This is a genomic window from Gracilibacillus thailandensis (assembly GCF_010994055.1).
In the GTDB taxonomy this organism is placed as follows: domain Bacteria; phylum Bacillota; class Bacilli; order Bacillales; family Amphibacillaceae; genus Gracilibacillus; species Gracilibacillus lacisalsi.
Genome location: NZ_WJID01000034.1, coordinates 19,867 through 45,467 on the forward strand (window position 1 = coordinate 19,867; position 25,601 = coordinate 45,467).

The following is a 25,601-nucleotide window of genomic DNA, read 5'->3' on the forward strand; positions in this document are numbered from 1 at the left end:
CATCTCCTTTTTAAACCGCTTCCATTTCTATTGTAACGTATGTTAACCTAAAAATCTGCTATTTAGACCCGATCGAAATGCGTATCTTTAAAACCACTAGAATACTTTAATCCATAGCCCACCATTCGATCCATCCCAATATGTGCTGTCCAGATTAAACTTATCGCCAATAACAAATCATGAAAAAGGAATCCGATTAATACACCAGCAAGCGAAAGAACATACGTATGAAAAAGGTTATAAATAACGGAACCGATCTTGTTATTAATTAGATATCCAAGCATCGCGAGATCTGGAGCTAATAACAATAGTATCAGCAATATCCAGCCAAATGAGAAATAAAAATATGCATAAAGACTTAACGCAAAAACAGCCGCTCCTTCTAAATGTAACAATAATTTATTCACAGTACACCGCCTTCTTTTTTTCTTACAACCATTCTACTACAAGTCATGATTAAGAATAATTAAAATTACGTTAATTTTGCCTTATAATAGTACTAGATCACTATTTTCTAAACAAAAGGGGAAAACAAATGAACTTTTCGATATTACATAATCAGTATTCTGTTATTAAATTAGCACCACAAGAAAGCATTCCAACTCACCTAATGCAAACTGATGAGCTAGTTTCCGTCTCCTATACGAAAGAGGAGTGCTCAATCGTTTGTAATAGTAACATAACGTTTGATGAGAGTATCGTTATCGAACGTGAAGATGGGTGGCGTTGTTTAAAAATTGAGGGAGTGCTTGATTTTGCGCTTACAGGTATATTAGCCAACATAGCGACCACTCTTGCTAATCATGAAATTAGCATTTTTGCTCTGTCTACGTTTAATACGGATTATATTATAATAAAGGAAGAAAAGCTGGAAAAGGCGACAGCAGTGCTAACTGAGGCTGGACATCACGTGAGTAATTAATTGACTGATAAAAGCATGGTTTGTCTATTAGTGGCGAAAAATGTAATTCATGCGTATATAACCGGGAAAACTGCTAGATGAAACTTTAAGATTTCCCTGTGAAGGTAGATTAACCGGGAAACCTATCTACATAAATGATAAGTTTTCCCAGTAAAAATATCATTACCGGGAAATCCATCCAATAGAATGAGAGGTATTGCCGGTAATAACGATTTATGAATTCGGCTAGTTGCTTGAAACCGATAAATGCATGCACTTTATACTTTGCGAGCTAACCAAAAAGAAGAAGAGGTGCTAGTCTCTTCTTCTTAACAAGCTATATTCTTTCATAACTCTTTCCCATTAGTATTAATCACATTTTGATACCAGAAAAATGATTTCTTTTTGCTACGCTCAAGTGTTCCGCTACCACCGTCCTCTTTATCAACGTAAATAAAACCATAGCGCTTAGACATTTCGCCTGTAGATGCACTCACTAAATCAATGCAACCCCAAGCGGTATAGCCCATTAAATCAACACCATCCTCTATTGCTTCTCCCATAGCGACAATGTGATCACGCAAATATTCAATGCGGTAATCATCATGGATAGAGCCGTCTTCTTCTACTACGTCTTTTGCACCAAGTCCGTTTTCGACGACAAAAAGTGGTACACGATAACGGTCATATAATTGATTTAAAGCGATTCTCAAACCAGTTGGATCAATCTCCCAACCCCAGTCACTTGCTTTCAAGAAAGGATTTCTTACACCAGACATAATATTACCATCCGCTTGTTCTTCACCCGCTTTTTGCATTTTCTCTGTACGGGACATATAGTAACTAAAACCAATATAATCAACTGTATGTTCTTTCATTAGTTCTAAATCGCCTTCTTTGATATCTAACTCGATATTATGTTCTTTGAAGTAACGAGTCATGAACGCAGGATATTCACCACGGACTTGCACATCTGCACAATAATAGTTAAACAGACGCTCTTCCTCTAGCGCATGCATAACATTTTCCGGATTAGCATCATATGGATAAACTGGCGCATATAAAATCATACAACCAATTTGGGCATCTGGAATTATCTCATGACAAGCTTTTACCGCTAAACTGCTTGCAACAAACTGGTGGTGAAATGCTTGGAATGTTGGCGTATATTTGTCCTCTTCCTTTTGGATCGAGAAACCGAGCCCCATAATTGGCATGATGAGCCCACTGTTAATCTCGTTAAATGTCATCCAGTATTTCACTTTGTTTTGATAACGCTCCAAAATCGTTTTGGCATAACGCTCAAAGAAAGTCACCACTTCTCGACTTCTCCAACCACCATAATTCTTGACTAAATTAACCGGCATTTCATAATGAGATATAGTCACGACCGGTTCAATATTGTGTTTATGCAGTTCATCTAACACCCGATCATAAAAGGCTAGTCCTTCCTCGTTCGGTACTGTCTCATCACCGTTAGGAAAAATTCTTGTCCAAGCGATTGACATTCGAAATACTTTAAAGCCCATTTCTGCAAACAGCGCAATATCTTCCTTGTAACGATGGTAAAAGTCAATAGCCTCATGATTCGGATACGTATATTTTTCCGTATTTACTTCAAAGTTAAAACCAGGTTCTTTTAAAATATTTAGCCGGCCTTTTCCACCTGGTAAAACATCTGCTATATTTAAGCCTTTATTTCCTTCATGAAAGCCACCTTCAATTTGGTTAGCTGCAGTAGCTCCACCCCACAGAAAATTTTCTGGGAATTGATACGTTTTTGTTGGCATGACGTAACCTCCTGTTATTCAATTCTATTTGCATTATAGTTTGGATTATAAGCAAGGTAAATATGATTCCATCTTTCTGTTGTATATAACAACTTTCGTGACATGTTTCACTAATGTAACAACCTGTAACACTTTCTATGATTATGCTAAAATAAGAGAAAGACTATTTAGGAAGAAGGGATTCTACCTCCATGTTTACCCATGAAATAATTGCTTCCTTTAATGAATTGGAATTAACGTTGTATAACTATATATCCAAAAACAGTGAAAAAGTAGCTTATATGAGAATTCGTGAATTAGCGGATGAAACACATGTATCAACAGCAACGATTTTACGCTTCTGTCGTAAAATACATTGTGATGGCTTTTCTGAGTTTAAGGTAAAACTAAAAATGCACTTAGAAGAAAATAAGCGGACAGTTATCAAAAGTCCTCAGCATTCCATTACAGAATTCTTCGAACGGACACTAACCGGCGATCTAGAGGAACAGATGGATAGAGCTGCCAAATTAATAACAAATGCTGACAGTGTGATTTTCACCGGGATCGGCAGCTCCGGTATTCTAGCAGAATATGGAGCTAGATATTTTTCTAGCATGGGGAAATTTTCAGTCTATATCAAAGATCCTCATTATCCGATTCATGCTAAATTTCGCTATAACAGTGTAACCATTGTACTCTCGGTGTCGGGAGAAAACCCTTTTACCGTAACTCAAGTTAATCAGCTCAAACAGGAAGGCAGTCAGATTATTAGCATAACGAATCATAAATTATCTACAATAGCAAAGATATCAGATGTAAACCTTGCGTATTATGTTACAGAAGAATGGTTCCAAGATTCCAATGTCACCACACAAGTGCCTGTTGTTTATATTTTGGAATCTATGGCACGAAGAATGAAGAAGCCATAAGGACAATGTCTTTTCCAAAGTAAATAGTCAGCAAAGTCAGCCCTAATAACACAAGAGTTTCTACTGTACCACCGGTTTTTGTTGTGAATGGAAATCTTACAGTAATGTTTACTGGATAAAGTAATTTTATTCCTTGCTTTGTCATAGAATCTAATAGGAAGTGGCTGATCATTCCAATAATGACACCTATAATGAATGATCTATTACTAGTTATTAGTGATAATACAAATCCAACTAACAGTAAAAATAATAGACTATGCGTAAAAGTACGATGACCAAATAACGTATTAATCAATTTAGACAGGAGTGGAAATTTTCGGCCAATTTTACTTCCTCCATGACATATGTCTGGTATTAATCCCCCTATAGCTCCTGCAAATATAAACCATGCAGGATCATAATCTGTAAAAGTGGCCATCACAGTAGTTGCTGCGATCCCACCCATAATATGTGTTTTTCCTGTCATAATATTATATCTCCTTTTCGTGTTGCGGATAAAATTATGTAATGAAGGCATTTATCATACCATATCGATTCTGTTCTATCAAGAATATATGTTCGCTATTCGTTTAAAATCTTTAGTAGTTTAATCATTTTAGGGAGGATAGTCATGACATTCATTGTATTTTTTCTGGCAGCTATCATAGTAATTTTCGCTGCCATTCAATTAAATAAATATGGAGACGTCATTAATCAAAAATCAACATTAAGTGGGGCTATGATAGGAACCTTTCTAATTGGTGGAGCAACAAGTTTGCCTGAATTAACAACTAGTTTAACTGCAGTCTATATTGACAATCCCGATATTGCCGTTGGAAATATGTTAGGTAGTAATGTGTTTAACATTTTGATTTTAATGGTATTTGATCTTATTTACCGAAAAAAAAGAGTATTTAATAGAGTAGAACAAAGCACACATCTCCCGGTTGCAAAAGCCGGATTTGTAATGACCGCCTTATTAGTCATTGCCATTCTTTGGGACAACTCTCCCAGCTTTTTTCATATTGGTTTCGAGATGTATCTACTGATTATTCTTTATTTATTTGTTGTGAAGAAACTCGATCATGAGGAAGAAGATATTGAAGTAACATCTGATTTAACATTAAAACAAGGAGTCATTCGTTTTATCTTAGCTGCGATTACCGTCTTTCTTGCTGGTAGTACTCTAACTATTTCCGGCGACGAAATTGCTGATCAAACAGGAATGAACTCCAGTTTTGTCGGAAGTTTCTTAATTGCTGCGGCAACCTCTTTACCTGAATTAGTCACTGTACTTGCAGCATTTCAGATGGCCAAATACTCTCTTGCAATTGGTGCGATTTTAGGTAGTAACCTATATAATCTGCAACTACTGGTGATTACAGACATCTTCCATCAAAAAGGTGCGATTTTAAATATGACAAGCCTATCAAATGTAATGACAGCTTTACTTGGACTGATGATGATCTTCTTAACTATCTATGCATTACAAAGACCAATAGTCAAAAATGTAATCATCTATGCATTACCATCATTAACAACCATTGTTCTATATTTTATCGCTACCTACATCATGTTTTAATGCTATCCCTCTGTCCTACTTTTATACATCTCGATCCATTCATCCACTGTTATTTTGGTGGATAGTTCACCAAGCAACTCGAAAGGAACTTTTTTAGGATTTGTAAATTGAATACAGCTTTTACCCATATTTAATTTAGTAGACATGTGATTAGGATATTCCTTGTGAAACCAGTCAAGCAATTCCTCATCAGCATAGATGCCCATATGATAGACAGCCAGATGTTTCTTTTGTGCTGCAATACTTATAAAAGGGAGTGGTGTACCTTCCTGGACATGGTATCCTTTAGGAAATGTTGCCAATGGAACAACGAATGAAGGCATGCCATATTGCATTTCAAGTGCAAAACCATCTGGAATATTCTCATCAATCACATGATAAAGTCTAGTAAACGGTTCGTGCCATTTTTCTTCTTTATCTTCTAAATATGTTTGAATGATAGTTTCCGACATCAATACGCCTCCTCATTTTTCTTTCTATTATAGCACAGACCCAATATGCTTCTTCTATTATTCGTTGTAGAAAAAACATAGCGAAGGCCGACCGTTTCGACTCCTAAGGGATTAGCATGATCTGAAGATCCACTTTTGCAGGAGTATATACTCCTGCAAAAGTTAGCTGAAGAGCATGCCCCTTGGAAAGCGAAACGGTCAGCCGTAGCGGGTTGACTTACACTAGCTAGCTTTCAAAATGGCAACTCCATCTGTAAAAGTTGTGATATCGATGGTTATATACTTTCTTTCCATAAATAAAAGGATAGGCTTAAACCTACCCTTTTTGTTTATTCTCCGTTCGTTACTTCTGGACTTTCTGTTTTGGCTTTAGCTAAACTATCCTTGATTTTGGATTCGTTAGTGGATGCGACATTATCTAACATCCCTTTTAAGTCAACACCAGATACATCTTTTAATGTTTCTGGTAATTGGCTCATTAATTTAGTTACATAATTACTCATTCGCGTTGCACCGTCGCCATCGCCTTTTCCATTATCAACAACTGTTACCTTGTCAATAGAACGAACAGGTTCAGCAATTTTACCAGCAAATTCAGGAAGCATGTTGATAATCATTTCGAGGATCGCTGCCTCGCCATATTTCTCCATTGCTTCGGCAATTTTTTCTTTCGCTTCTGCCTCTGCTAAACCTTTTTGACGGATAGCATCTGCTTCGGCTTCCCCGTCCAAGCGTATTTGTTCAGCTTCTGCTTCGGCATTTTTTACGCGAGCAACTTTGTCTGCTTCTGCTTTTTGTTCAGCCGCATAACGCTCTGCCTCTGCCTTTTTGGAGATTTCCGCTTCATATTGACGTTGCTTACGAAGTACTTCTTTTTCGTCAATTTCAATTTGTTTATTTTTCTCAACCAATTGGATTTGCATTTCTTCTTGTTTAACTTGTTGTTCTGATTTTGCTCCTTGTAATTTATAAGCCATATCCGCTTCTGCTTTAGCCGTGTCTTGATCACGCTTATAAGCTGCTACTTTGAGTTCTTTCTCTTTTGTTGATTCGGCAATTTGCGTTTCGCTTAATAGCTCTGCACTTTGACTTTCGCGTTCTGCTGAAGCTTTTTGAATACGAGCATCTCTCATGGCATTTGCTTCAGCAATTTGGGCGTCTCTTTTTACTTCCGCAATACGTGGTTTACCTAGTGCTTCCAAATAACCATTTTCGTCTTGCACATCTTTAATGGTGAACGAGACAATTTGCAGCCCCATTTTCTTTAAATCAACAGCTGCTTGCGTTTGTACCTCTTGTGCAAAACGTTCTCGGTTTTTGTAGATTTCCTCTACAGTCATCGTTCCTAAAATCGCTCGCAAATGACCTTCCAATACTTCTTGCGCTTCTTTTCGAAGTTCTGAATCATCTTTCCCTAGGAATTGCTCCCCTGCTGTTGCAATTCCTTCTGTGGTACTTTGCACTTTAATAATCGCAGTTCCATCCGCCATTACTGGTACACCATTCTCGGTGTAAACATTCGGTGTAGAGATATCTAAACTATGAGAACGTAAGCTAATGTTTTCTTTCTGCTGGAAAACCGGCAGGATAAAGGCACCGCCACCACGGACGATCTTAATGCCTCCTCCATCATCTGTTCTGTGTACGTTCTTGCTCCCTAAAAAACTACCTGTTACGATCATAGCATCATCTGCGCCTACTGTTTTATAGCGAGCTGCAAATAGAATCGCAAATGCTAGGATAACCGCTACGACGACACCTATAACAATCAAAAAGTCCATTCTTAGCCTCCTAATTAAAGTTCATCTAGTTCTGAAACATATAAAATCTGATCTTCAACCTTTACAACAACAACTTGTTGTCCTTGCTTAATAATCGTTTGGTCAAAGCTTTTGGCCGTTTCATTACGACTGCCGCTTGTAGAGGAAATGAATACTTCTCCCATACCTTGAGCAGGAATAGTAGTAATTACCTCACCAACTTTTCCTTCTAGATCATGAATGGATATAGAAGTAGAGGACTCAGCATTCGACATTGGAATCACAAGGAAATAGTAAATAAGTAAATATGCTCCTATTCCTATTAATATACTAATAAGTAAGACATAAATATCGTTTAAAGAAGAATATTTCGTAAGTAAAACACCTGCTCCTCCAATAACAGATAAAGTACCAAAGACTAGTAATGGATTGAAAAAGTCTCCTAAACTATCGAATACACTATCTAAGATTCCATCCAAAACATTGCCTAATAACAAAGAAAAAATCGCAACTGCCAAACTCCCCCATAGTATCCACCAATAAATATCTAGTACTCCAATATGTACACCTCCTGATGATATTTCTTATTAATATATACGAATCAAAAGGAAAAAAGTTCCCAATTTTTCGCACAAAAGTAAATAACAAAATAGTTATGTAGCTTTATTACTTTTTATCAGATATAACTTCTTATTGATTTTAAACTTCAAGCTGTTCACTAGCTTGTTCAGATCGTTGACCTTTAGTAAACGTAATAAAAGCAAACATAAAAAGAGATAACCCTGCAAGTACTAACGAAACGATCATTGTTGGAAATTGATCCATAATACTACCTGTTACCAGTGGAAAAACAATGCCTCCAACTCCCCCAGCTGCTATCAATATACTAGTATTTCGTTCGGTACTTCCCTGAAGCATTTGGTTAGCATATACAAGAGCAATGCCAAATATCCCAGCCATCATTAACCCGATCAAGACAATGAAGACATAGCCTAGCCACAAGCTGGAAATAAAGCCTAGACTCGCAACAAACACGACTGTTCCTAAACAGCAAACCATTAAATACCGGGCATAGTTCATTTTTTCTGCTAAGTAACCAGCTACCAATCGGCCTGCAACCATCGCTCCCCAAAAGATTGTGACGGCTAGCGTTGCCGCAAAAGTTTCTGTGTTTAATTTACTTATAAGAATAGAGGGTAGAAAGTTCATAATACTGACTTCTGTTCCGACATAAATAAGGAAAAACAGAATAAATCCAATAAACAGGAGATATTTCCCTCCTAAAAATGTCGTTGATTCTGTCTGCCTATCTTCTTCTTGCTCGATTGATTTTGTCATCAACTTATCATCCAGTGACCCAAAGGAAACCTTCATCCATATCACACAAATAATAAGCGCATACAAACCCAACACTAAAAAGGAATAACGCCATAACTCTGTCGACGCTAACCAACCGGATATAATCGGCATAATCAATGAGCCTATCCCAAAGAAAACTTCTAATCTACTAAACGCCACTGCTGGTTTATCTTTAATCGCATCAATAATAAGCGATCCTACCAATGGCTCGATAATCCCAAATCCTAACCCACAAAATACAGCGATGATCAACCACCATGTCCATGGTATTAGTGATACGAATGCCATTTGTGCCAGTCCAATCGATAGAATCGCGAATATGACAGCACGTCTTCGGCCTAAAAATTTTGATATATAAGACGAGCAAATAACCCCTGCCAGAAAACCAACTGATTGACAGGCTATTAAAATACCACCATCTGTATAATTCCGGTTATAATAGTCCAAAATTTCCGTTAGCAAAGAACCTATAATAATATGTGTTAGTCCTATTAACAAATAGGTAAAGCAAGCAATCCATAGTAACCGCTTCATAGTATCCCCCAAAGTAACAGATTTGTTCATCCTAGTTGGTGTTGTCGATTATTTTGGTTTATTCAACAAATCTTCACCCTCCCTTGTTGAATCGAAGCCTTTCTTTACTTAGAACAAAGAGTTCACGTGGAGATATCACGCGAACTCTATTATTTAACTAGTTCGATTCGCCTTCTTGTAAAACTTGATTCATGCTTTTAATGATTCCAAAATGCATACCCTCATGATAAATGATAAAGCTTACACAATCTCCAACCGTTAAAAATTTTGCACCTGTTGAAGTGGTATACACTTCCGGAATAGCCTCATCTAAACTTTTTGCTTGCAATGAAGCAAGCCTTTCCAACTGACCCTCCAATAAAGTAATTAACTCTGTTGTTTCCGGTGCTTCCATTGTCCATTGTTTTGGTGAAGTACCAGGGCTAAATAATTCTGGGAAATTTATCGGAAACTTCGCATTTTCGCCAATCAATCGAAAAACAATGTTTTCAAAAGCAACATAGAGATGACCCAAGTTCCATTTAATATGATTATTAAATCCTTTAGGCATGATCTCTAACCGTCTTTCTTCCAACTGTTTAACATAATCAATGGTACTTTGTCTTGCAAATTGCAACTGTTTCAAAAGCTCATCCATCCAATTCATCACCTTTCTTACGTTTTTTATGATGTAACGGTTTTGCCCTTCACCGTAACAACCGTGCAAAGTATCCAGGAAGCATAGCAATCTACCAAAAAGCCAGTCACCTTACAATATATAGAAAAATAAGAATTATATTCAACCCCATTCTATAGGATATATGCCGAAATATCCACATCAACATTACACACTGGCTAATGTTGTTCTCTTCCTATTAGAGTTTCGCATACTTTTCATTAATAGCAGCTTTTATTTTATCGCCTTCGAACAGGGAACGGCATGTGCCACCTTCATTATCGGACCATTGCCATTTTTGAAATATTTCACCCCAAAATGATGATTATGATATAATGGAGAACAAATGTTTCTGTTATGAGGGTTCGGTGAATCAATGTTAGTCAAGAAAGCATATTAGTTTCGCATCTATCCAAATAAAGAGCAAAATACTATTATTACAAAGCTTAATGAAGGGGTTTTATTCGTATGATCACATTTAAAAATGTTACCAAGCAATTTACTGATGGTACGACTGCTGTAGACAACATGAGCTTCTCTATTGAAAAAGGGGAATTTTTTGTGCTGATTGGACCGAGCGGTTGTGGAAAAACCACTACGCTTAAAATGATGAATCGTCTTATTCCACTTTCCACTGGAACCATTTTAATTGATAATAAAAGAATCAGTGATTACAACATCGATGAACTACGGTGGAATATTGGTTATGTTTTGCAGCAAATTGCGCTTTTTCCACACATGACGATCGAAGAAAATATTGCGATTGTTCCAGAAATGAAAAAATGGGACAGGGATGACGTTAAAAAACGTACAAATGAATTATTACAAATGGTCGGCCTTGACCCTGATACATATCGCGACCGTCAGCCACATGAACTTTCAGGTGGCGAGCAACAGCGAGTGGGAGTTATTCGCGCCTTAGCAGCAGACCCAGATATTATCCTAATGGATGAACCATTTAGTGCATTAGATCCAATCAGCAGAGAAAAATTGCAAGAAGATATCATCGATTTACAACAAAAAATTAATAAAACGATTGTATTTGTTACCCATGATATCCAAGAAGCGCTTAAGCTTGCAGACAGAATCTGCATCATGAAAGAAGGGAAAATCGTGCAGCTCGGTAGTCCAAAAGAAATTCTGACTAATCCTGTTAATGATTTTGTCCGTGACTTTATAGGTTCTACTAACAGCATTGGTGCCACTTTTCATTTAAACGATATGATGCAACCTGCAAGTGATGGAAAACCGTCTATGACAATTGACGCCTCCGCTTCCCTTGAAGAAGTTTTAGATATGTTATCCAAGGAAGAAACCATTTACGTTACATCAAAGGGGAAAACTGTTGGACAAGTAAATCGACAAACATTGGTACAATACTTATCCTCCTCTTTAAAAGAAGGGCGGGGAGAATATGTCTGATTTCTATGACATGTTCCAAGGTAGACAAGGCCAATTATGGCAAGCATTGTTGGAACATATCCAAATATCGTTCATTGCCTTATTGTTCGCTGTATTCATTTCAATTCCTATCGGTATCTACTTGACCAAAAAGGAAAAAATTGCAGAAGCTATCATTGGAACTACCGCCGTTTTACAAACCATACCTTCCTTAGCTTTATTAGGCCTTTTCATCCCTTTATTCGGTATCGGCAAAGTACCAGCAATCATCGCATTAATTATTTATGCGTTATTACCAATCTTGCGCAACACGTATACAGGGATTAAAGAAGTAGATAGTTCCTTAATCGAAGCTGCAACAGCAATGGGAATGAATCCATCAAAAAGACTGATGAAAGTAGAACTCCCTCTTGCAATGCCAGTCATTATGGCCGGGATCAGAACAGCCATGGTCTTAATCGTCGGTACAGCGACACTTGCTGCTTTAATAGGAGCCGGTGGTTTAGGAGATATCATCTTGCTAGGAATCGATCGCAATAACACATCACTTATTATCTTAGGTGCAATACCCGCTGCACTTTTAGCCATTGTTTTTGACTTTTTATTAAGGAAGATGGAGAAATTTTCTTTCAAACAATCCATCGTGACGATCATTCTAATTATCATCATCTCTTTACTATTTATCATCGTGCCGAATGTAATGAAAAATAATCAAGATACCATTGTCATTGGTGGAAAGCTAGGGGCTGAGCCGGAAATATTAATTAATATATACAAAATATTAATTGAAGAAGAAACAGATCTGCAGGTGGAATTAGAACCCGGACTAGGCAAGACTTCCTTTTTGTTTGACGCATTGCAATCAGGAAGCATTGATATTTATCCGGAATTTACGGGAACAGCATTATCGCAATTTTTAAATGAGACAGCCTCAAGTAATGATGCCGAAGAGGTATATCATCAAGCACATGATGGATTATTAGAAAAGTATGACCTGAAATTCTTACAGCCTATGCAATATAACAATACATACACATTAGCAGTACCAGAGGAATTTGCCGAAAAACATCATTTAGAGACTATTTCTGATTTGCAAGGAATAGAAAACGAGGTGCAGGCAGGGTTTACGCTCGAGTTCTCTGATCGAGAAGATGGCTATTTAGGAATTCAGGAACTCTATGGAATAAACTTCCCGAACGTTACCACGATGGAACCTCAACTTCGATATGCAGCTATCGAAGAAGGTGATGTCAATCTAATTGATGCTTATTCTACGGACAGTGAATTAAGGAGGTACCAATTACAAGTGTTGGAGGATGATAAAGGGCTTTTTCCACCTTATCAAGGGGCACCACTACTAAGACAAGAAACACTGGATCGTTATCCTAAACTAGAGGAAATACTTAACCAACTCGCAGGAAAAATTACCGATGATCAAATGCGTGAAATGAACTACCAAGTAGCCGTCGAAGGAAAGAGTGCATATGAAGTAGCACAATCCTACTTAGAAGAAGAAGGGTTATAATCATGTTACAATTGGTGGAAATAGTTGTGAAAGGTGATTGTTATGAAAAAAGTATTAGATCACATTGGGATTGCAGTTAGAGATCTGGAAGGCAGTATCAATTTTTATATACATGTCTTAGGTGGAGAATTGGTTGATCGCTATCGTAGTGAAGCCGCTGGTGTCGAGAGTGAAATTGCGATCATCGATATCGACGGTGCTCGTACAGAATTATTGATGCCCACCAATAATACAACCTCTCCTATTGCTCGTTTCATTAAGCAGAAAGGAAAAGGGGTTCACCATATCGCTTATCGCGTGGATAACTTAGATATAGCAATTGAGGATCTAAAAAAAGAGGACATTCGCGTGATGGAGCACACTAGACGAGTCAACAAACACGGCAGACGATTAATTTACTTAAACCCTGCTGATACAGAAGGAACTATTATCGAATATTGTGATTATCCTTAAACAAGGATATTACATAGTGCCTAGTCCCAACATTTATATTCCGTTCGTTACTAGAATAATGATAAAGTGAGATCAGTCGGGGTTTGGATCCCTGCTGATTAATAGCGGGTGTTAGCGTCTGTTATCCCCCACTTAGACTTGAAGCTTGAATTGGGGGTTTTACAGACGGTTAGCACCGTGATTAAAATATTGAACAAATACTAAATGGACATGACATGTGTCTTGATAGAAGGCGAGAACGCATCTTATGAATATAAAATGGAGTCACAAAAAAATTGAAGAGGCTAGTGGTAAAATTTCCTTCAAAAAAGGACTTTCCTTTTATCGTTCGAATAAAGTATATCTTAAGATTTTCACTGCTCATCGTTGCGAGGCAATCGTAGCCGGAAAAGAAGATTTTCATGTCACAGTTGAACAGGATGAAAGTGGTCGTATAAATACAAGATGTAGCTGTCCTACATTAGCTTCTGTCAAAAATGACTGTCAGCATGTAGCGGCTGTTTTACTGGCGATATCTGAACATTCACCAAGAGAATCACGCTCTTCGTCTAGTTCAGAAATTTCAGAAGGACTAATGACTCTATTAGAAAATCGCCGAGTCCGTCCTAGTGCCCAACAGCCACGATTTGAAAGCCGGCAAGTACTTCCATTAGCTTTCACATGCAAACTTATTACCAATAATCAGGGACAATTCCTGTTTGGAATTGAAATTGAAGTTGGTACTACTAAAGTTACCAATATCCGCGCCTTTCTGAAGCAGGTGAAAGAACACGGTAACTATCAGCTAACTAGTTCATTCACTTACAATCCAGAATTGCATTGTTTTTCAACTGATACAGACGACATTATCCAACAACTGATTCAAGTGATGAATGACGAAACAGCATATGGTTATGATCGGTTAATAGATAAATTTGAATATAACATAGATCAGCTATTAGTTATTCCACCATCTCCCTGGCAACGACTTGTGCCCTTACTCACTAAAGCACCAGTTGTAAAGTTAGCAAATGGGGAGAAAAGGGTAGACAAACTCTACTTTTCTGATCATATCACCTTGCCATTATCGATTTCCATTACTAAAACTGACAATCACGATTCTCTGCTCACCGTTAAAGGACGAGATAAGCTCGTTATGTTAGATGCTTATCAAGCGCTACTGTTTGATGACCATTTCATACAGATAAAAGAGAAGGAATTTCACTACCTTTCTGAACTGATTCAGATACTAGATACTTCTAAAACCAATCAAATCCGGATTCCGCCAAAACAAACAGAATTTTTCATAGAAAAAGGACTACCTATATTGAAAAGATTAGGTCAAGTCCATTTACATGGTGCTGTCACCAATCAACTGAAGCAGAATCCATTAATTACAAAATTATACTTGGACCGAGTGAGAAACAGACTTCTTGCTGGGGTGGAATTTCATTATGGGAATATTTTGATCAATCCATTGGATGATGAACAAATCGAAACAGCATCGATTTTGATAAGAGATGAGGAAAAGGAAAATGCCATACTGCAAATGATGGATGACAGTCAGTTCGCAAAGACAGATAGTGGATACTTCTTGCATAACGAAGCTCTAGAATATGACTTTTTATACCATATGCTCCCGAAGGTACAAAAAATAGCACAAGTATTTGCTACAACTGCTGTGCGAAACAGGATATTCAAAGAGAATCCGCGACCAAAGATTAAAGTAAAGATCCAAAAGGAACGAACCAACTGGTTGGAATTCAAATTTGAAATGGATGGCATCCCTGACCAAGAGATACGCGACATATTATCGGCTTTGGAGGAAAAGCAAAAGTACTATCGTTTGCGGGACGGATCCTTATTGTCATTGGAAACAAAAGAGTTTGAAGAGCTTCAACGTTTTTTAAGAAGTGCTGCTCCAATTCAGGATAAAGACGACTTGGTAAGTGGACTACATGTACCAGTCATTAAGGGAATACAGCTACTAGACTCCGCTGATGATCAAGTATTCATATTTGAACAATCGTTTCGGCAGTTCCTGCACAATATCGAAAATCCTGATAATCAGTCAATTACATTGCCAAATAGTTTAGAGCCAATATTACGAGATTATCAGACATACGGCTACAAATGGCTAAAGACGCTTGCTAATCACGGATTTGGCGGAATTCTTGCAGATGATATGGGACTTGGTAAAACATTACAAAGTATCGCATTTATTTTGTCTGAGCTTCCTACAATCCGTAAGAAAAAACTGCCTACTCTGATTGTTTGCCCATCTTCCTTAGTGTATAACTGGCAAAGTGAGATCAGGAAATTCGCACCAGACATTCAAGTGGCTATTGTTGATGGAAATAGAACGAAGCGGGCCAATAGACAGACAAGTGCATTGGAAATGGACGTTGTCATTACTTCCTACCAGTTGTTACGAATGGACATTGACTGGTATAAGAAACAAGCCTTTCACACTGTCTTCTTTGATGAGGCACAAGCCTTTAAAAACCCCGTTACACAAACAGCACAGGCAGTAAAGAAGATACAGGCTGATAATCGCTTCGCCCTAACTGGTACACCGGTAGAGAATAATCAAGAGGAACTATGGTCGATCTTTCATGTCGTCTTTCCAGAACTATTTCAAGGATTGAAGGAGTATAGTAATCTCACGAGAACACAGATTGCTCGGAGGAGCAGACCCTTTTTACTTCGCAGGGTAAAAGAAGATGTCCTCTCCGAGCTGCCAGAAAAAATCGAATCAAGGGAATCTGTTGAACTGCTACCAGATCAAAAGAAGCTTTATGCCACTTATTTGGCAAAGCTTCGTCACGATACCTTAAAGCATCTAGACAAGGACACATTACGGAAAAATCGGATCAAAATCCTTGCTGGCCTGACACGGTTACGACAAATCTGTTGTCATCCTGCCTTGTTTGTAGATGGGTACAAAGGGAGTTCTGCTAAATTTGAACAGCTAAAACAGATTCTAGAGGAATCCAGGCTTGCTAGGAGAAGAGTATTGATTTTCTCACAGTTCACGAAAATGCTTGAATTGATAGGTAGAGATCTAGCCATTCAGGGAAAGTCCTTTTTGTATTTGGATGGACAAACTCCGTCAGAAGAACGTGTTGAACGATGTAATCAGTTCAATGCTGGTGAATGCGATTTGTTTCTCATTTCAATGAAAGCAGGCGGAACAGGTCTTAATCTGACTGGTGCTGATACGGTCATTTTATATGACACTTGGTGGAACCCTGCTGTGGAAGAACAAGCGGCTGACCGTGCCCATCGTATCGGTCAAACGAGTGCCGTACAGGTCATCAAGCTTGTTGCCCGTGGCACAATCGAAGAGAAAATGAATGATTTGCAAGAACAAAAAAGATCCCTTATAGAAGAGATCATTGATTCGAAGGAAAAAGCATCTTCCACATTAACGGAAGAAGATATTCGTGAAATATTGTCATTGTAGCGAGAATAGGGTTGAGGGGACATAGTGTTTGTCCCTCTCCATTCTAGTTACTTTTCACCTTTTGTTGATAGTCCCCATATAATAAGAGAGCTAGAATACTAAGAAAAATGACCATCATAAGCGATATGATCCATAAATGATTTACTTGTATCGTCCAGCCTGCTACCATAATTGAAATCGAAATAATAGGAGCAAAGATATAATAAGGCTTCGCATCATACAACCAGCCATAAGGGAAAAAGTGTGCACCTGTTATAATTGCAAAAAAGACTACCATTTGTTCAGGACTTTGGATAAATGCCCAGATAATCATCGGAAAATAGACAAGTTGCGCAAGGTTCAAAAACAATCCAAGCATCCCTAATGGATTATCAGCTAACTTCCAATCCGCTTTGATCAAAGCAGAAACAGCAAGTGCAAGCGGAAAAAGACAGGCAGGCAGAAATAATAAGATCACATTCTTCGTCTCCAGCGGTAGCGCTAACAAGTAAACAATCGTTATAGCAGACCAGATAATCGTTGCCGCAATAATAAAAGCAATCCCATTTTTCCCTTTAACAGAAGCATCTTGCTTCAATTCAAGTATATTCAATTTACTAACCTCCACCATTTTAGACTTAAACGTGGTGTATAAAAATCTCGTTGATTATCATTATTCTAACACGTAAAGAAGTCTCACTCCCTTAATCCTTCCAGCAAATGCTTCAGAACAACCATTGCTTCTTCTATTACCTCTTTTTGATCCAGTCGATTAGCTATCCATAACACCGCTTCATTCATTGCTCCTGATAAGCAATGTGTCATCGCCTCAATCGAAACCGGCTTTAGTAATCCTTGTTCCTGCATCAACTGTAATTGTTCTTTCAAAGAACTCATCGAGTATTTTTCGTCCATTTTCCGAAACATATCCCAGCCTAAAACGGCCGGTCCATCTATCAAAAGGATGCGTTGATTGTGGGATTGCACTGCCCCTTCCAAAAAAGCTCGACAACCACGGATTAGCTGCTCCCAGCTGTCATTACCGCTTGCCGCTTCTGCTTCTACATGTTCCCCAACTTCCTTTTGAACAGTTTCAAAAACAGCAAGAAAAAGTCCTTTTTTATTTTGAAAATGGTGGTATAGTGCCCCTCGAGTTAAATTCGCTTCTTTAACTATCTCTTCCAACGCTGCTTTTGCATAGCCATACTCTGTAAAGTGATATCGGGCAATTTTGATCAAGTTGTCTATCGTCTGTTCCGTTTCTAATTTGGTTCTTCTCATGCTGTTCCGCTCCTTACTCTACTTTTCGCAATAACTTTAGTGCATGCTCATGTTCTAATTTTACCAGAGTTCTTAACCCATTTTTAATTATTTTTCGATTCACATGATGATTGGCTTTCATCAGCTGATCCAACCATACTAAAACTTGTTCCGGAGATTCCTTCGTTAAATCATTCAGATGATTGGCTACTGATTTTTGCACATAAGGAGAAGTATCATGAAGCAAGCTTTCAAGCAAAGATAAATTGTTTTCAAGATCATTCTTCAGTGGCGGTATCTTTTTAGCCCATGGCAGTCTTGGACGTGTTCCTTCACTCACTAATCGTCTCACATGTGGGTTCGGATCTGTTATCCAATCTTGTAGATAGGTCATAGAAGAATTGGTATCTGCTATTAGATATGGACGGATCGCATATTCAGCTGTATGTCGTTTTGTTATTTCATACATCGCATGGAAGGAATGATCAAAATACTCCAGCCCATACTTTTCAACAAAATAGGCTACCGGCATTAAGAAATATCCGTTGGTAAACATTCCTTTTTCTGTTTTATTTTCTGGTCCAATAATCTTTAGTAAGATAGCTATAGCTTGCGGATAGTCTGATGGGAGATTTTGTTTCAACGCATCCGCGAATACCTCCACTCTAGCTTTCAATTCTTTATTCGCTACTTCTTTGGTTACTAACTCTATAAAGGCATTTTGGTCAAAGCCAGGATAAAACGGGTGAATTAATTCCGTTAAACGAAGGGCCAATTCCCGATCAAAGTAATATTTTACAGGGACATAATTGCCCATTACACTTCATCCTTCCATACTTCTTCTCTATATTGATCTTGAAACGATTCATCAGGTGGAATGACAGTGATCACATCAATTAAAACACCATTTGGATCACTTGTAATAAAATGTCTTTGCCCAAATGCCTCATCACGTAATGTAAGGTGTAAAGGAAGTCGATGTTCTTTGATCAGTTTCTGATACACTTGATCCACATCGACCACCTCAAAATTAAGGATCAGACCTTGTACGGACTTACCAAACGAAGATGGGACTGTTTCATGACTAGCTTGAAGAATTGCCAATTCAGCACCCGTCTCCTCCTGCTTCAAACTCATGTACCAATCCGCCTCAAACACGACAGAGAAACCAAAAAATTTTTGATAAAATTCTCCTGTTTCCTTTACCTTTTCAGTCATCAATACCGGATAAAAGCTGCTAGATTTCACGATTCACACCTCTTTTAATTTTGAATTTATTTTAACATACAAACAGCATGTATGTTAAATGATATGGTATACTGTTAATAAGTGTTAAGTATTAAAGGAGAATGATGGATGTATGAAAGCTTTTAATGATTTGCTTCAACTAGATGCCTTAGGGCAAAAGACGTTGCTCGATCAAAAGGAATTATCTGTCCTAGAATTAACTGATTTTTATATCGATCGAATTGAAACATATAATCCAACTTTGAATGCGGTAGTCACAAAAAGTTTTGAGCTAGGACGGGAGCAAGCAAAAAAAATGACAACAACGAAAGGTAAGGTTAAAGGACTTCCTTTTTTAATAAAAGATTTGAATGCGGTAAAAGGAATTAGACAAACAAGCGGGTCGCGAATGTTAAAGGATTTTATCGCTCCAGACAATGATGTGATCGTTGATCGTTTTGAACATGCTGGACTTATTTTTCTAGGAAAAACAAATACACCTGAATTGGGTTTTCTACCTACGACAGAACCTCTATTATTTGGAGCAACCAAAAACCCGTGGGATTTAGAGCGCTCACCTGGAGGATCAAGCGGTGGTTCTGCAGCAGCTGTTGCAGCTGGATTGATTCCTTTTGCACATGCTAATGATGGTGGTGGATCGATTCGAATTCCTGCTTCTGCCTGTGGATTGTTTGGTTTTAAGCCAAGTCGCGGAAGAATGCCTTATCCTGCTTATATGAATCATTTTTCTATCAATCACGCTCTTACTCGTTCTGTTAGAGATAGCGCAGCATTATTAGATATTCTAAATGGTGCTGGAGATCATCAACTATATCCAAGCTTTGCTTCACAGAACAACTTTTTAGAACGCGTCCATGAAACACCGAGAAAACTGAAAATTGCTGTTCAATATCAAGAAGATGAGACGATTCATTTTGATTCGGAGACAAGAAATAACATGGAGAACACCGTACAACTTATGAAGGAGTTGGGGCATGAAGTAGTCGAGGAAATGCCAGTAATCGATTTCCCAGAACTAGCCAAACATTTTATTAAAATTTGGATGGGGAGTGGGTCTACTATTATTAAGCATACTGGATTAATGGTCGGCCATGAACCTTCTTACCAAAACCTAGAACCTTTAACCTATGACATTTTAAAATATGGCCAAGACTTATCAGCGTTAGAATATGAGGAATCCCGAGTATACATCCAAAAGGAAGCCCAAAAAATCTTAGCTTTTTTCCAAGACGTAGATGTATGGATGACGCCGACTATGAATCAATTGCCAACAAAACTTGGAAAAGATACAGATCCAGCAAAAGATGGATTTCAACAAATGATGGATAACATGTTAGACTACAACCCATTTATGCCAATCGCAAATGCAACAGGACAACCGGCAATGAGTGTCCCAACCCATTGGACAAATGATGGACTACCCGTTGGCACGCACTTCTTTGGCAGACTCGGTGAAGATCAGTTATTGCTCCAGCTTGCTTCCCAGATTGAACGAGAAAAACCATGGTTTCACAACTATCGAAAAATTAGTGATATCATATTAGGAGGGAGGTGACCACCTCCCCTATTTTTTTACTCCTTAACAGATCCAGAAGTTAAACCAGATACGATCCGCTTTTGGAATAGTAGTACTAAGACAACGATCGGTACTGTTACGATAACCGTTGCGGCGGAAATATCGCCCCACGGAATAGAAAATTCACTTTGATACATAGATATTCCTACTGGAACAGTTCTCCACGTATCATCACTATTAATAGTTAAGGCAAATAAATACTCATTCCAAGCGGCAATAAAAACTAAGATCGCTGTCGTAAAAATACCTGGTGTTGCTAAAGGGAAGATAATTTTACGAAATGTTTGAAATGGACTAGCACCATCTAATTTTGCAGATTCTTCTAATTCGAACGGAATCTTGTGAAAAAAAGTCGAAAGTACCCAGATTGATAACGGTAAACTGATTGTAATATACGGAATAACTAATCCGATATAGCTGTTGCGTAATCCTAAATCCGTCACCAAATTAAAAATGGGTGATATAATCGCAATCTGCGGAAACATCGAAGCTGCAAGTACAACTCCTAAAAATATCCCCTTTCCTTTAATTGGCAACCTTGTAACAGCATATGCTGCAAACGCTGCACAACCGACTGCTAATACAGTAGTTAAACTAGACACTACGAAACTGTTTAACATATAACGCAATAACGGTCGATTCGTCAATGCAGCTTCATAAGACGATAGTGTCGGACTCTTGGTAAACCAACTGAATGAAGTGAAAATTTCACCTACAGGTTTGATCGAAGTTAAAAACACCCATATAAATGGAAACATCACTAAAAAAACAAAAATGGCTAAAAATATATAAAATCCAATACCGGCTCGTTTACTCATCTTTCGTACCCCCTTCTATTTCGTACGTCCTGCGAATAAATCGGAACCAATTAACCGGACATAGATAAAGCTAATTAATGCTACACATAGGAATACAATAACGGATAGCACGGAACCCGCTCCAAAATTCTGTTGTGAGAACAAGGTGATATATGCATAAACAGATATCGATTCTGTAGCATTCGCAGGTCCACCACCAGTTAACACATAAATTAAGTCAAAAACTCGAAACGCATCTAATGTTCTAAACAACAGAGCAACTAAAATTGCTGATTTTAGTAAGGGCAGTGTAATTTTAAAGAATTGTTGCCATTTATTTGCACCATCGACATTACTAGCTTCATACAAGGAATTTGGAATCGTTTGCAACCCAGCAAGTAATAATAACGCCATATATGGGGTTGTCTTCCAAACATCCGCAAATATAATGGCAAACATGCCACCATCAGAAGTGCTTAATAGCCATGAAGCACTCGGTATCATGTTTAATTTCTCAAAATAGTGGGCAACAATTCCTGTTTGACCATCATATAAGAAACCCCACATCATGGCGGCAACCGCTGTCGGTATTGCCCAAGGGATTAATACGGAAGCCCGCACGATTCCCCTTCCCTTAAAAGCACGGTTAATCAGTAAGGCAATTGCTAAACCTAAGACAAGTTCAAATCCAACAGAGACAACGGTAAAATAAAACGTGTTCCATAAAGATTGCCACATACGTTGGTCTTGGAAATATTTAATATAATTTGCAAAACCAATAAAATTCGATTCTAAAATGTTGTCACTTGTCCCTGCAAGCAATGACCCAGTTTGTTCGAAGCTTTGTGCTAACTGTTCATTGTCAGTAGCTTCCGCTATTGATTGGAACTCCGCTGCTATATTCTCCAGAGCACTCCGATAATCTGAAGCAAAATCATTGTCTACCTCGGTATATTTGAGTTCAGCGTCTGATATAGGCTCAAAGTTCATCAACATTTCATCTATCTGTTCAATCTTTGTATTAATTTCTCCATCACTTGTTAATTCCTGATGATAACCTTCAATTGTTTCCCTTGCTTGTTGAACTACTTCTAACTGATCTCCTTCAGCATTACCTTCTAGATCACTAAGCTGACCCTCGATATAAAAGTAATTGTCAACATACCGTTCTAAATCAATATTAGCGTTTAACATTTTTTGTGACCTTGTTGGGTCATTTAAGCGGTAATCAAATAGACTGTTATAAAAGGACTGTGCAACTGGCCATAAAGTGACAACGATAACAAGTAGTAACGATGGTAAAATCATCGCATAACCTAGCTGCTTTTCGTTAAGTTGAAATTTTTTCACTTTACCTTCCCTCCCCTTCTATCAAATACACCTTTCGAAAGATGTACTTGAAAGAAAAAGCAAGATGAGTTACACATGCCCATCTTGCTTTTTTTAGTTCCAATTGATACAAGTTAGTCTCCCATTGCTTCCTCCATTTTGGATTGCATATTTTCTGCAGCTTCCTCTGCTGATTGATCTCCAGTTAATACTTTGGATATTTCAATTTGCATGATATCAGAAATTTCTGGGTAAATTGGTGAAACAGGACGTGGCACCGCAGATTGTAAAACATTCACAAATTCAGGATTTGCAAATAACGGGCCAGCTTCTTGTACTTCCGGATCATCATAAAGCGCTTCCAAAGTTGGTGCGCGCCCTCCATGGACAGCAATAATTTTCTGTCCTTCTTCACCAGTCATAAACTTTAAGAATTCCCAAGCTTCTTCTGGATGTTCTGAATAACGGTTAATCATCCCCATCCAGCCTCCTAAAGTGGCTGCATGACCTTCGTCACCTGCTGGAAGAGGTGCAATATCAACATTACCAACAATAGAGGAACGATCCTCGTCATTGGATGATGCTTGTAAATATGGCCAGTTACGAGCAAATACCGCATCCCCAGCAATCCAAGCGTTCTCTGTTTCTGTTTCCATAAAGTTTAAAATATTGTCAGGAACAAAATCTGAATTAACAACTTCCGCTAATTTTTCTAGCCCTTTGACCGTTTCAGGACTGTTTACAACTACATTATTATCATCATCAATAACTTGGCCACCATAGGATGCAATAAATTCAATATAGTTACATACTAACCCTTCATATTGTGCTGCTTGCATTAAGTAGCCAAATTCTGTATCTTCTTCTCCCTGTAACTCACTCGCTTGCTCTATCAATTCATCCCAAGTTTCGGGTGCTTCCTCTACAATATCAGTACGATAGTAAAGCATACCAGCATCTGTGAATTTTGGCATTGCCCATTGCTTGCCATTAAAGTTTGCTGCTTGAACAGTACCTGGGAAATAGGCATCCATATCAATACTATCTCTTTCAATGAAACGATCTAATTCTAATGCATAGTTTGCTTGTGCAAATTCTGCAGGCCAGATAACATCTGCGTCAAATACATCCACTTCAGCACTTTGTGAACTGAACATGGTTACATATTGATCATGTGATTGCCCTGTATCTGCCGGCATTTCTCTAAGTTCTACGTTAATATGGGGATGTTTCTCTTCGAAAGCTTCAATTACTAAGTCAATCGCTCCTGTCGTATCTACACCACGCGCATAAACGATTGTAACTTCCTCATCTTCTGAAGCGCTTTCATTTTCTTCACTGTTTGTTTCTTCATCAGATGTACCTTCTGTATTATTTGTTTCAGATGTATTGTCACCATTACATGCTGTAACAAATATAGCCAATACTAAGATAATACCAACTAAAAAAAACCTCTTCACCTGTTCCATAACAGAACCCCCTAATGTAGAATTTCGATTTCATTTATAATTGAAATCGATTACATTTTTGATTTTATATGAACTGTATATACAAGTCAATGATTTACGAAAATAAATTATCTTAATTTAATCGGTGGAAAAAGATACTCTGAACCCTTTAAGTAGATTCTCTTATAATTAATTCATGGTCTAATATGACATCTTCTATTTCCTCGCCTCGAATTTTCTTTATTAACATATCTACTGCTATACTTCCCATTTTATACATTGGTTGCGCAACCGTTGTTAATCTTGGGAATGTCATATTGGTAAAGTCAATTTTATCGAAACCAACGATCGCCATCTCATCGGGAACGTGGACCCCTTGCGTATTTAACTCCTTTAACGCGCCAATAGCTAATACATCGGATACAGCAAAAACTGCGGTAAACTTTCCTGCCTTATGACTCAACAGTGACCTCATCGCCTGTTGACCTGCTTCAAACGTCACATCATTTGTTTTATAAATCCAATCATCCTCAAATTCTATTTCAAATTCTTTTAATGCTCTATGGAAGCCTTTCTTTCGTTCACGAGCGTAAAGAAATTTTTCATCACTATTGATTAGGACAATTCGCTTATGTCCTTGTTTTAAGAGGAACTTTGTCATCTGGTATGCTGCCAACTCACTATCAATCGTAATATAAGATAAACTTTTATCTTTATCATACTCACTACATTGTACAATCGGAAATTGTCTAGCCAGTTGTACGAGTTTATCCTTATCTATCGTAGGATCCATGGTTATAGCACCATCTGCTAACCGATTTTTTAGTAGATCAAAATAGACACTTTCTCTTTCCGTTTTAGAATGGGTTTGACAGACTAATATATTATACCCATGATCTAGTGCAGTCTCTTCAATTCCTTCAACTATTCGCAAATAGAAAGGGTTTGATATCTTCGGTATCAAAACAAGCAACATTCTACTTTCAGAATTCCTGAGATTTCGACCTAAAATGCTAGGGGCATAATCTAATTCCTGCATTGCATCCTGAACTTTTTGTCTCGTTTTTTCTGTCACCGCAGACGGAGTATTCAAAACCCGTGAAACGGTCGCAACTGAAACACCTGCTTTTTTTGCCACGTCTTGTATAGTAGGCATAATACTACCTCCTTTCTAACATCATGAAGGTCACCATATAAATTAAAAATGAAGAATTCAC

Annotated in this window: 24 protein-coding genes; 8 read left to right on the top strand and 16 right to left on the bottom strand. The window is 37.9% G+C overall.

Features of this window, described 5'->3' with window-relative positions:
* Nucleotides 1–62 precede the first annotated feature (62 nt).
* Complete coding sequence (locus tag GH715_RS11265; RefSeq protein WP_163578611.1) at nucleotides 63–407, bottom strand: DUF4260 domain-containing protein; 345 nt, start codon at nucleotides 405–407, stop codon at nucleotides 63–65.
* Nucleotides 408–535: 128 nt separating this feature from the next.
* Here GH715_RS11265 and GH715_RS11270 point away from each other — a divergent pair, with 128 nt between their 5' ends.
* Nucleotides 536–922 (top strand): ACT domain-containing protein, encoded by a 387-nt coding sequence (locus GH715_RS11270; protein ID WP_205601851.1) that lies wholly within the window; start codon nucleotides 536–538, stop codon nucleotides 920–922.
* A 326-nt stretch (nucleotides 923–1,248) separates the two neighbouring features.
* Here the strand turns inward: GH715_RS11270 and GH715_RS11275 are convergent, their stop codons facing one another.
* Nucleotides 1,249–2,691: a glycoside hydrolase family 1 protein gene (locus GH715_RS11275; RefSeq protein WP_153835572.1), complete on the bottom strand. Its 1,443-nt coding sequence runs from the start codon at nucleotides 2,689–2,691 to the stop codon at nucleotides 1,249–1,251.
* 191 nt (nucleotides 2,692–2,882) lie between these two features.
* On the opposite strand from GH715_RS11275, the gene GH715_RS11280 reads away from it, so the two are divergent.
* Nucleotides 2,883–3,602: a MurR/RpiR family transcriptional regulator gene (locus GH715_RS11280; protein ID WP_153835571.1), complete on the top strand. Its 720-nt coding sequence runs from the start codon at nucleotides 2,883–2,885 to the stop codon at nucleotides 3,600–3,602.
* On the opposite strand, the gene GH715_RS11285 is transcribed toward GH715_RS11280, so the two are convergent.
* Complete coding sequence (locus GH715_RS11285) at nucleotides 3,574–4,068, bottom strand: metal-dependent hydrolase (protein ID WP_153835570.1); 495 nt, start codon at nucleotides 4,066–4,068, stop codon at nucleotides 3,574–3,576. The two genes, GH715_RS11280 and GH715_RS11285, sit on opposite strands and share 29 nt — an antisense overlap.
* Nucleotides 4,069–4,212: 144 nt before the next feature.
* Here GH715_RS11285 and GH715_RS11290 point away from each other — a divergent pair, with 144 nt between their 5' ends.
* Nucleotides 4,213–5,163 carry a sodium:calcium antiporter gene (locus GH715_RS11290; protein ID WP_018932211.1) on the top strand — a complete coding sequence of 317 codons (951 nt, stop codon included), beginning with the start codon at nucleotides 4,213–4,215 and terminating at the stop codon, nucleotides 5,161–5,163.
* Nucleotides 5,164–5,165: 2 nt separating this feature from the next.
* Here GH715_RS11290 and GH715_RS11295 read toward each other — a convergent pair whose 3' ends face one another.
* From GH715_RS11295 to GH715_RS11315, 5 genes are all read right to left on the bottom strand, one after another.
* Nucleotides 5,166–5,615 (bottom strand): DUF1801 domain-containing protein, encoded by a 450-nt coding sequence (locus GH715_RS11295; RefSeq protein WP_153835569.1) that lies wholly within the window; start codon nucleotides 5,613–5,615, stop codon nucleotides 5,166–5,168.
* A 329-nt stretch (nucleotides 5,616–5,944) separates the two neighbouring features.
* Complete coding sequence (locus GH715_RS11300) at nucleotides 5,945–7,396, bottom strand: flotillin family protein (RefSeq protein WP_153835568.1); 1,452 nt, start codon at nucleotides 7,394–7,396, stop codon at nucleotides 5,945–5,947.
* A gap of 14 nt (nucleotides 7,397–7,410) precedes the next feature.
* A complete protein-coding gene (locus GH715_RS11305; RefSeq protein WP_476729759.1) occupies nucleotides 7,411–7,956 on the bottom strand; it encodes an NfeD family membrane protein in 546 nt (181 codons plus the stop codon).
* Nucleotides 7,957–8,074: 118 nt separating this feature from the next.
* Entirely contained in the window at nucleotides 8,075–9,268 is a 1,194-nt protein-coding gene (locus GH715_RS11310) for an MFS transporter (RefSeq protein ID WP_163578612.1), read from the bottom strand.
* A 157-nt stretch (nucleotides 9,269–9,425) separates the two neighbouring features.
* Nucleotides 9,426–9,905, bottom strand: coding sequence for a DinB family protein (locus GH715_RS11315; protein WP_153835565.1), 480 nt, complete (start codon nucleotides 9,903–9,905; stop codon nucleotides 9,426–9,428).
* A gap of 486 nt (nucleotides 9,906–10,391) precedes the next feature.
* On the opposite strand from GH715_RS11315, the gene GH715_RS11320 reads away from it, so the two are divergent.
* From GH715_RS11320 to GH715_RS11335, 4 genes are all read left to right on the top strand, one after another.
* Nucleotides 10,392–11,345, top strand: coding sequence for an ABC transporter ATP-binding protein (locus tag GH715_RS11320; protein ID WP_153835564.1), 954 nt, complete (start codon nucleotides 10,392–10,394; stop codon nucleotides 11,343–11,345).
* Nucleotides 11,338–12,849, top strand: coding sequence for an osmoprotectant update ABC transporter permease/substrate-binding subunit OpuFB (gene opuFB, locus GH715_RS11325; RefSeq protein WP_153835563.1), 1,512 nt, complete (start codon nucleotides 11,338–11,340; stop codon nucleotides 12,847–12,849). Before GH715_RS11320 ends, opuFB begins: the two co-directional genes overlap by 8 nt.
* Nucleotides 12,850–12,891: 42 nt before the next feature.
* Nucleotides 12,892–13,302, top strand: a complete 411-nt coding sequence (locus GH715_RS11330; RefSeq protein WP_153835562.1) for a VOC family protein — start codon at nucleotides 12,892–12,894, stop codon at nucleotides 13,300–13,302.
* Between the two features lie 247 nt (nucleotides 13,303–13,549).
* Complete coding sequence (locus tag GH715_RS11335; RefSeq protein WP_153835561.1) at nucleotides 13,550–16,747, top strand: DEAD/DEAH box helicase; 3,198 nt, start codon at nucleotides 13,550–13,552, stop codon at nucleotides 16,745–16,747.
* A 43-nt stretch (nucleotides 16,748–16,790) separates the two neighbouring features.
* Here the strand turns inward: GH715_RS11335 and GH715_RS11340 are convergent, their stop codons facing one another.
* From GH715_RS11340 to GH715_RS11355, 4 genes are all read right to left on the bottom strand, one after another.
* Entirely contained in the window at nucleotides 16,791–17,339 is a 549-nt protein-coding gene (locus GH715_RS11340) for a DUF7010 family protein (protein ID WP_153835560.1), read from the bottom strand.
* Between the two features lie 83 nt (nucleotides 17,340–17,422).
* A complete protein-coding gene (locus GH715_RS11345; RefSeq protein ID WP_153835559.1) occupies nucleotides 17,423–18,007 on the bottom strand; it encodes a TetR/AcrR family transcriptional regulator in 585 nt (194 codons plus the stop codon).
* Nucleotides 18,008–18,020: 13 nt separating this feature from the next.
* A complete protein-coding gene (locus GH715_RS11350; RefSeq protein ID WP_153835558.1) occupies nucleotides 18,021–18,803 on the bottom strand; it encodes a DNA alkylation repair protein in 783 nt (260 codons plus the stop codon).
* Nucleotides 18,803–19,234, bottom strand: a complete 432-nt coding sequence (locus GH715_RS11355) for a VOC family protein (RefSeq protein WP_163578613.1) — start codon at nucleotides 19,232–19,234, stop codon at nucleotides 18,803–18,805. Before GH715_RS11355 ends, GH715_RS11350 begins: the two co-directional genes overlap by 1 nt.
* A gap of 112 nt (nucleotides 19,235–19,346) precedes the next feature.
* Here GH715_RS11355 and GH715_RS11360 point away from each other — a divergent pair, with 112 nt between their 5' ends.
* Nucleotides 19,347–20,789, top strand: coding sequence for an amidase (locus tag GH715_RS11360; RefSeq protein WP_153835557.1), 1,443 nt, complete (start codon nucleotides 19,347–19,349; stop codon nucleotides 20,787–20,789).
* Between the two features lie 17 nt (nucleotides 20,790–20,806).
* Here the strand turns inward: GH715_RS11360 and GH715_RS11365 are convergent, their stop codons facing one another.
* The 4 genes from GH715_RS11365 to GH715_RS11380 form a co-directional block, all read right to left on the bottom strand.
* Nucleotides 20,807–21,628: a carbohydrate ABC transporter permease gene (locus tag GH715_RS11365; protein WP_153835556.1), complete on the bottom strand. Its 822-nt coding sequence runs from the start codon at nucleotides 21,626–21,628 to the stop codon at nucleotides 20,807–20,809.
* 15 nt (nucleotides 21,629–21,643) lie between these two features.
* On the bottom strand, nucleotides 21,644–22,957 hold the full coding sequence (locus GH715_RS11370; RefSeq protein ID WP_240469381.1) for a carbohydrate ABC transporter permease: 1,314 nt from the start codon (nucleotides 22,955–22,957) through the stop codon (nucleotides 21,644–21,646).
* A gap of 113 nt (nucleotides 22,958–23,070) precedes the next feature.
* Nucleotides 23,071–24,405 carry an ABC transporter substrate-binding protein gene (locus GH715_RS11375; protein ID WP_153835555.1) on the bottom strand — a complete coding sequence of 445 codons (1,335 nt, stop codon included), beginning with the start codon at nucleotides 24,403–24,405 and terminating at the stop codon, nucleotides 23,071–23,073.
* Between the two features lie 148 nt (nucleotides 24,406–24,553).
* Nucleotides 24,554–25,540, bottom strand: coding sequence for a LacI family DNA-binding transcriptional regulator (locus GH715_RS11380; protein ID WP_153835554.1), 987 nt, complete (start codon nucleotides 25,538–25,540; stop codon nucleotides 24,554–24,556).
* Nucleotides 25,541–25,601 lie beyond the last annotated feature (61 nt).

Coding starts and splice junctions, on each gene's coding strand:
- GH715_RS11350 (WP_153835558.1), bottom strand. CDS start 18,803: ATGGGCAATTATGTCCCTGTAAAATATTACTTTGATCGGGAATTGGCC.
- GH715_RS11300 (WP_153835568.1), bottom strand. CDS start 7,396: ATGGACTTTTTGATTGTTATAGGTGTCGTCGTAGCGGTTATCCTAGCA.
- GH715_RS11310 (WP_163578612.1), bottom strand. CDS start 9,268: ATGAAGCGGTTACTATGGATTGCTTGCTTTACCTATTTGTTAATAGGA.
- GH715_RS11285 (WP_153835570.1), bottom strand. CDS start 4,068: ATGACAGGAAAAACACATATTATGGGTGGGATCGCAGCAACTACTGTG.
- GH715_RS11360 (WP_153835557.1), top strand. CDS start 19,347: ATGAAAGCTTTTAATGATTTGCTTCAACTAGATGCCTTAGGGCAAAAG.
- GH715_RS11345 (WP_153835559.1), bottom strand. CDS start 18,007: ATGAGAAGAACCAAATTAGAAACGGAACAGACGATAGACAACTTGATC.
- GH715_RS11365 (WP_153835556.1), bottom strand. CDS start 21,628: ATGAGTAAACGAGCCGGTATTGGATTTTATATATTTTTAGCCATTTTT.
- GH715_RS11330 (WP_153835562.1), top strand. CDS start 12,892: ATGAAAAAAGTATTAGATCACATTGGGATTGCAGTTAGAGATCTGGAA.
- GH715_RS11335 (WP_153835561.1), top strand. CDS start 13,550: ATGAATATAAAATGGAGTCACAAAAAAATTGAAGAGGCTAGTGGTAAA.
- GH715_RS11375 (WP_153835555.1), bottom strand. CDS start 24,405: ATGGAACAGGTGAAGAGGTTTTTTTTAGTTGGTATTATCTTAGTATTG.
- GH715_RS11280 (WP_153835571.1), top strand. CDS start 2,883: ATGTTTACCCATGAAATAATTGCTTCCTTTAATGAATTGGAATTAACG.
- GH715_RS11290 (WP_018932211.1), top strand. CDS start 4,213: ATGACATTCATTGTATTTTTTCTGGCAGCTATCATAGTAATTTTCGCT.
- GH715_RS11315 (WP_153835565.1), bottom strand. CDS start 9,905: ATGGATGAGCTTTTGAAACAGTTGCAATTTGCAAGACAAAGTACCATT.
- GH715_RS11380 (WP_153835554.1), bottom strand. CDS start 25,540: ATGCCTACTATACAAGACGTGGCAAAAAAAGCAGGTGTTTCAGTTGCG.
- GH715_RS11270 (WP_205601851.1), top strand. CDS start 536: ATGAACTTTTCGATATTACATAATCAGTATTCTGTTATTAAATTAGCA.
- opuFB (WP_153835563.1), top strand. CDS start 11,338: ATGTCTGATTTCTATGACATGTTCCAAGGTAGACAAGGCCAATTATGG.
- GH715_RS11275 (WP_153835572.1), bottom strand. CDS start 2,691: ATGCCAACAAAAACGTATCAATTCCCAGAAAATTTTCTGTGGGGTGGA.
- GH715_RS11295 (WP_153835569.1), bottom strand. CDS start 5,615: ATGTCGGAAACTATCATTCAAACATATTTAGAAGATAAAGAAGAAAAA.
- GH715_RS11320 (WP_153835564.1), top strand. CDS start 10,392: ATGATCACATTTAAAAATGTTACCAAGCAATTTACTGATGGTACGACT.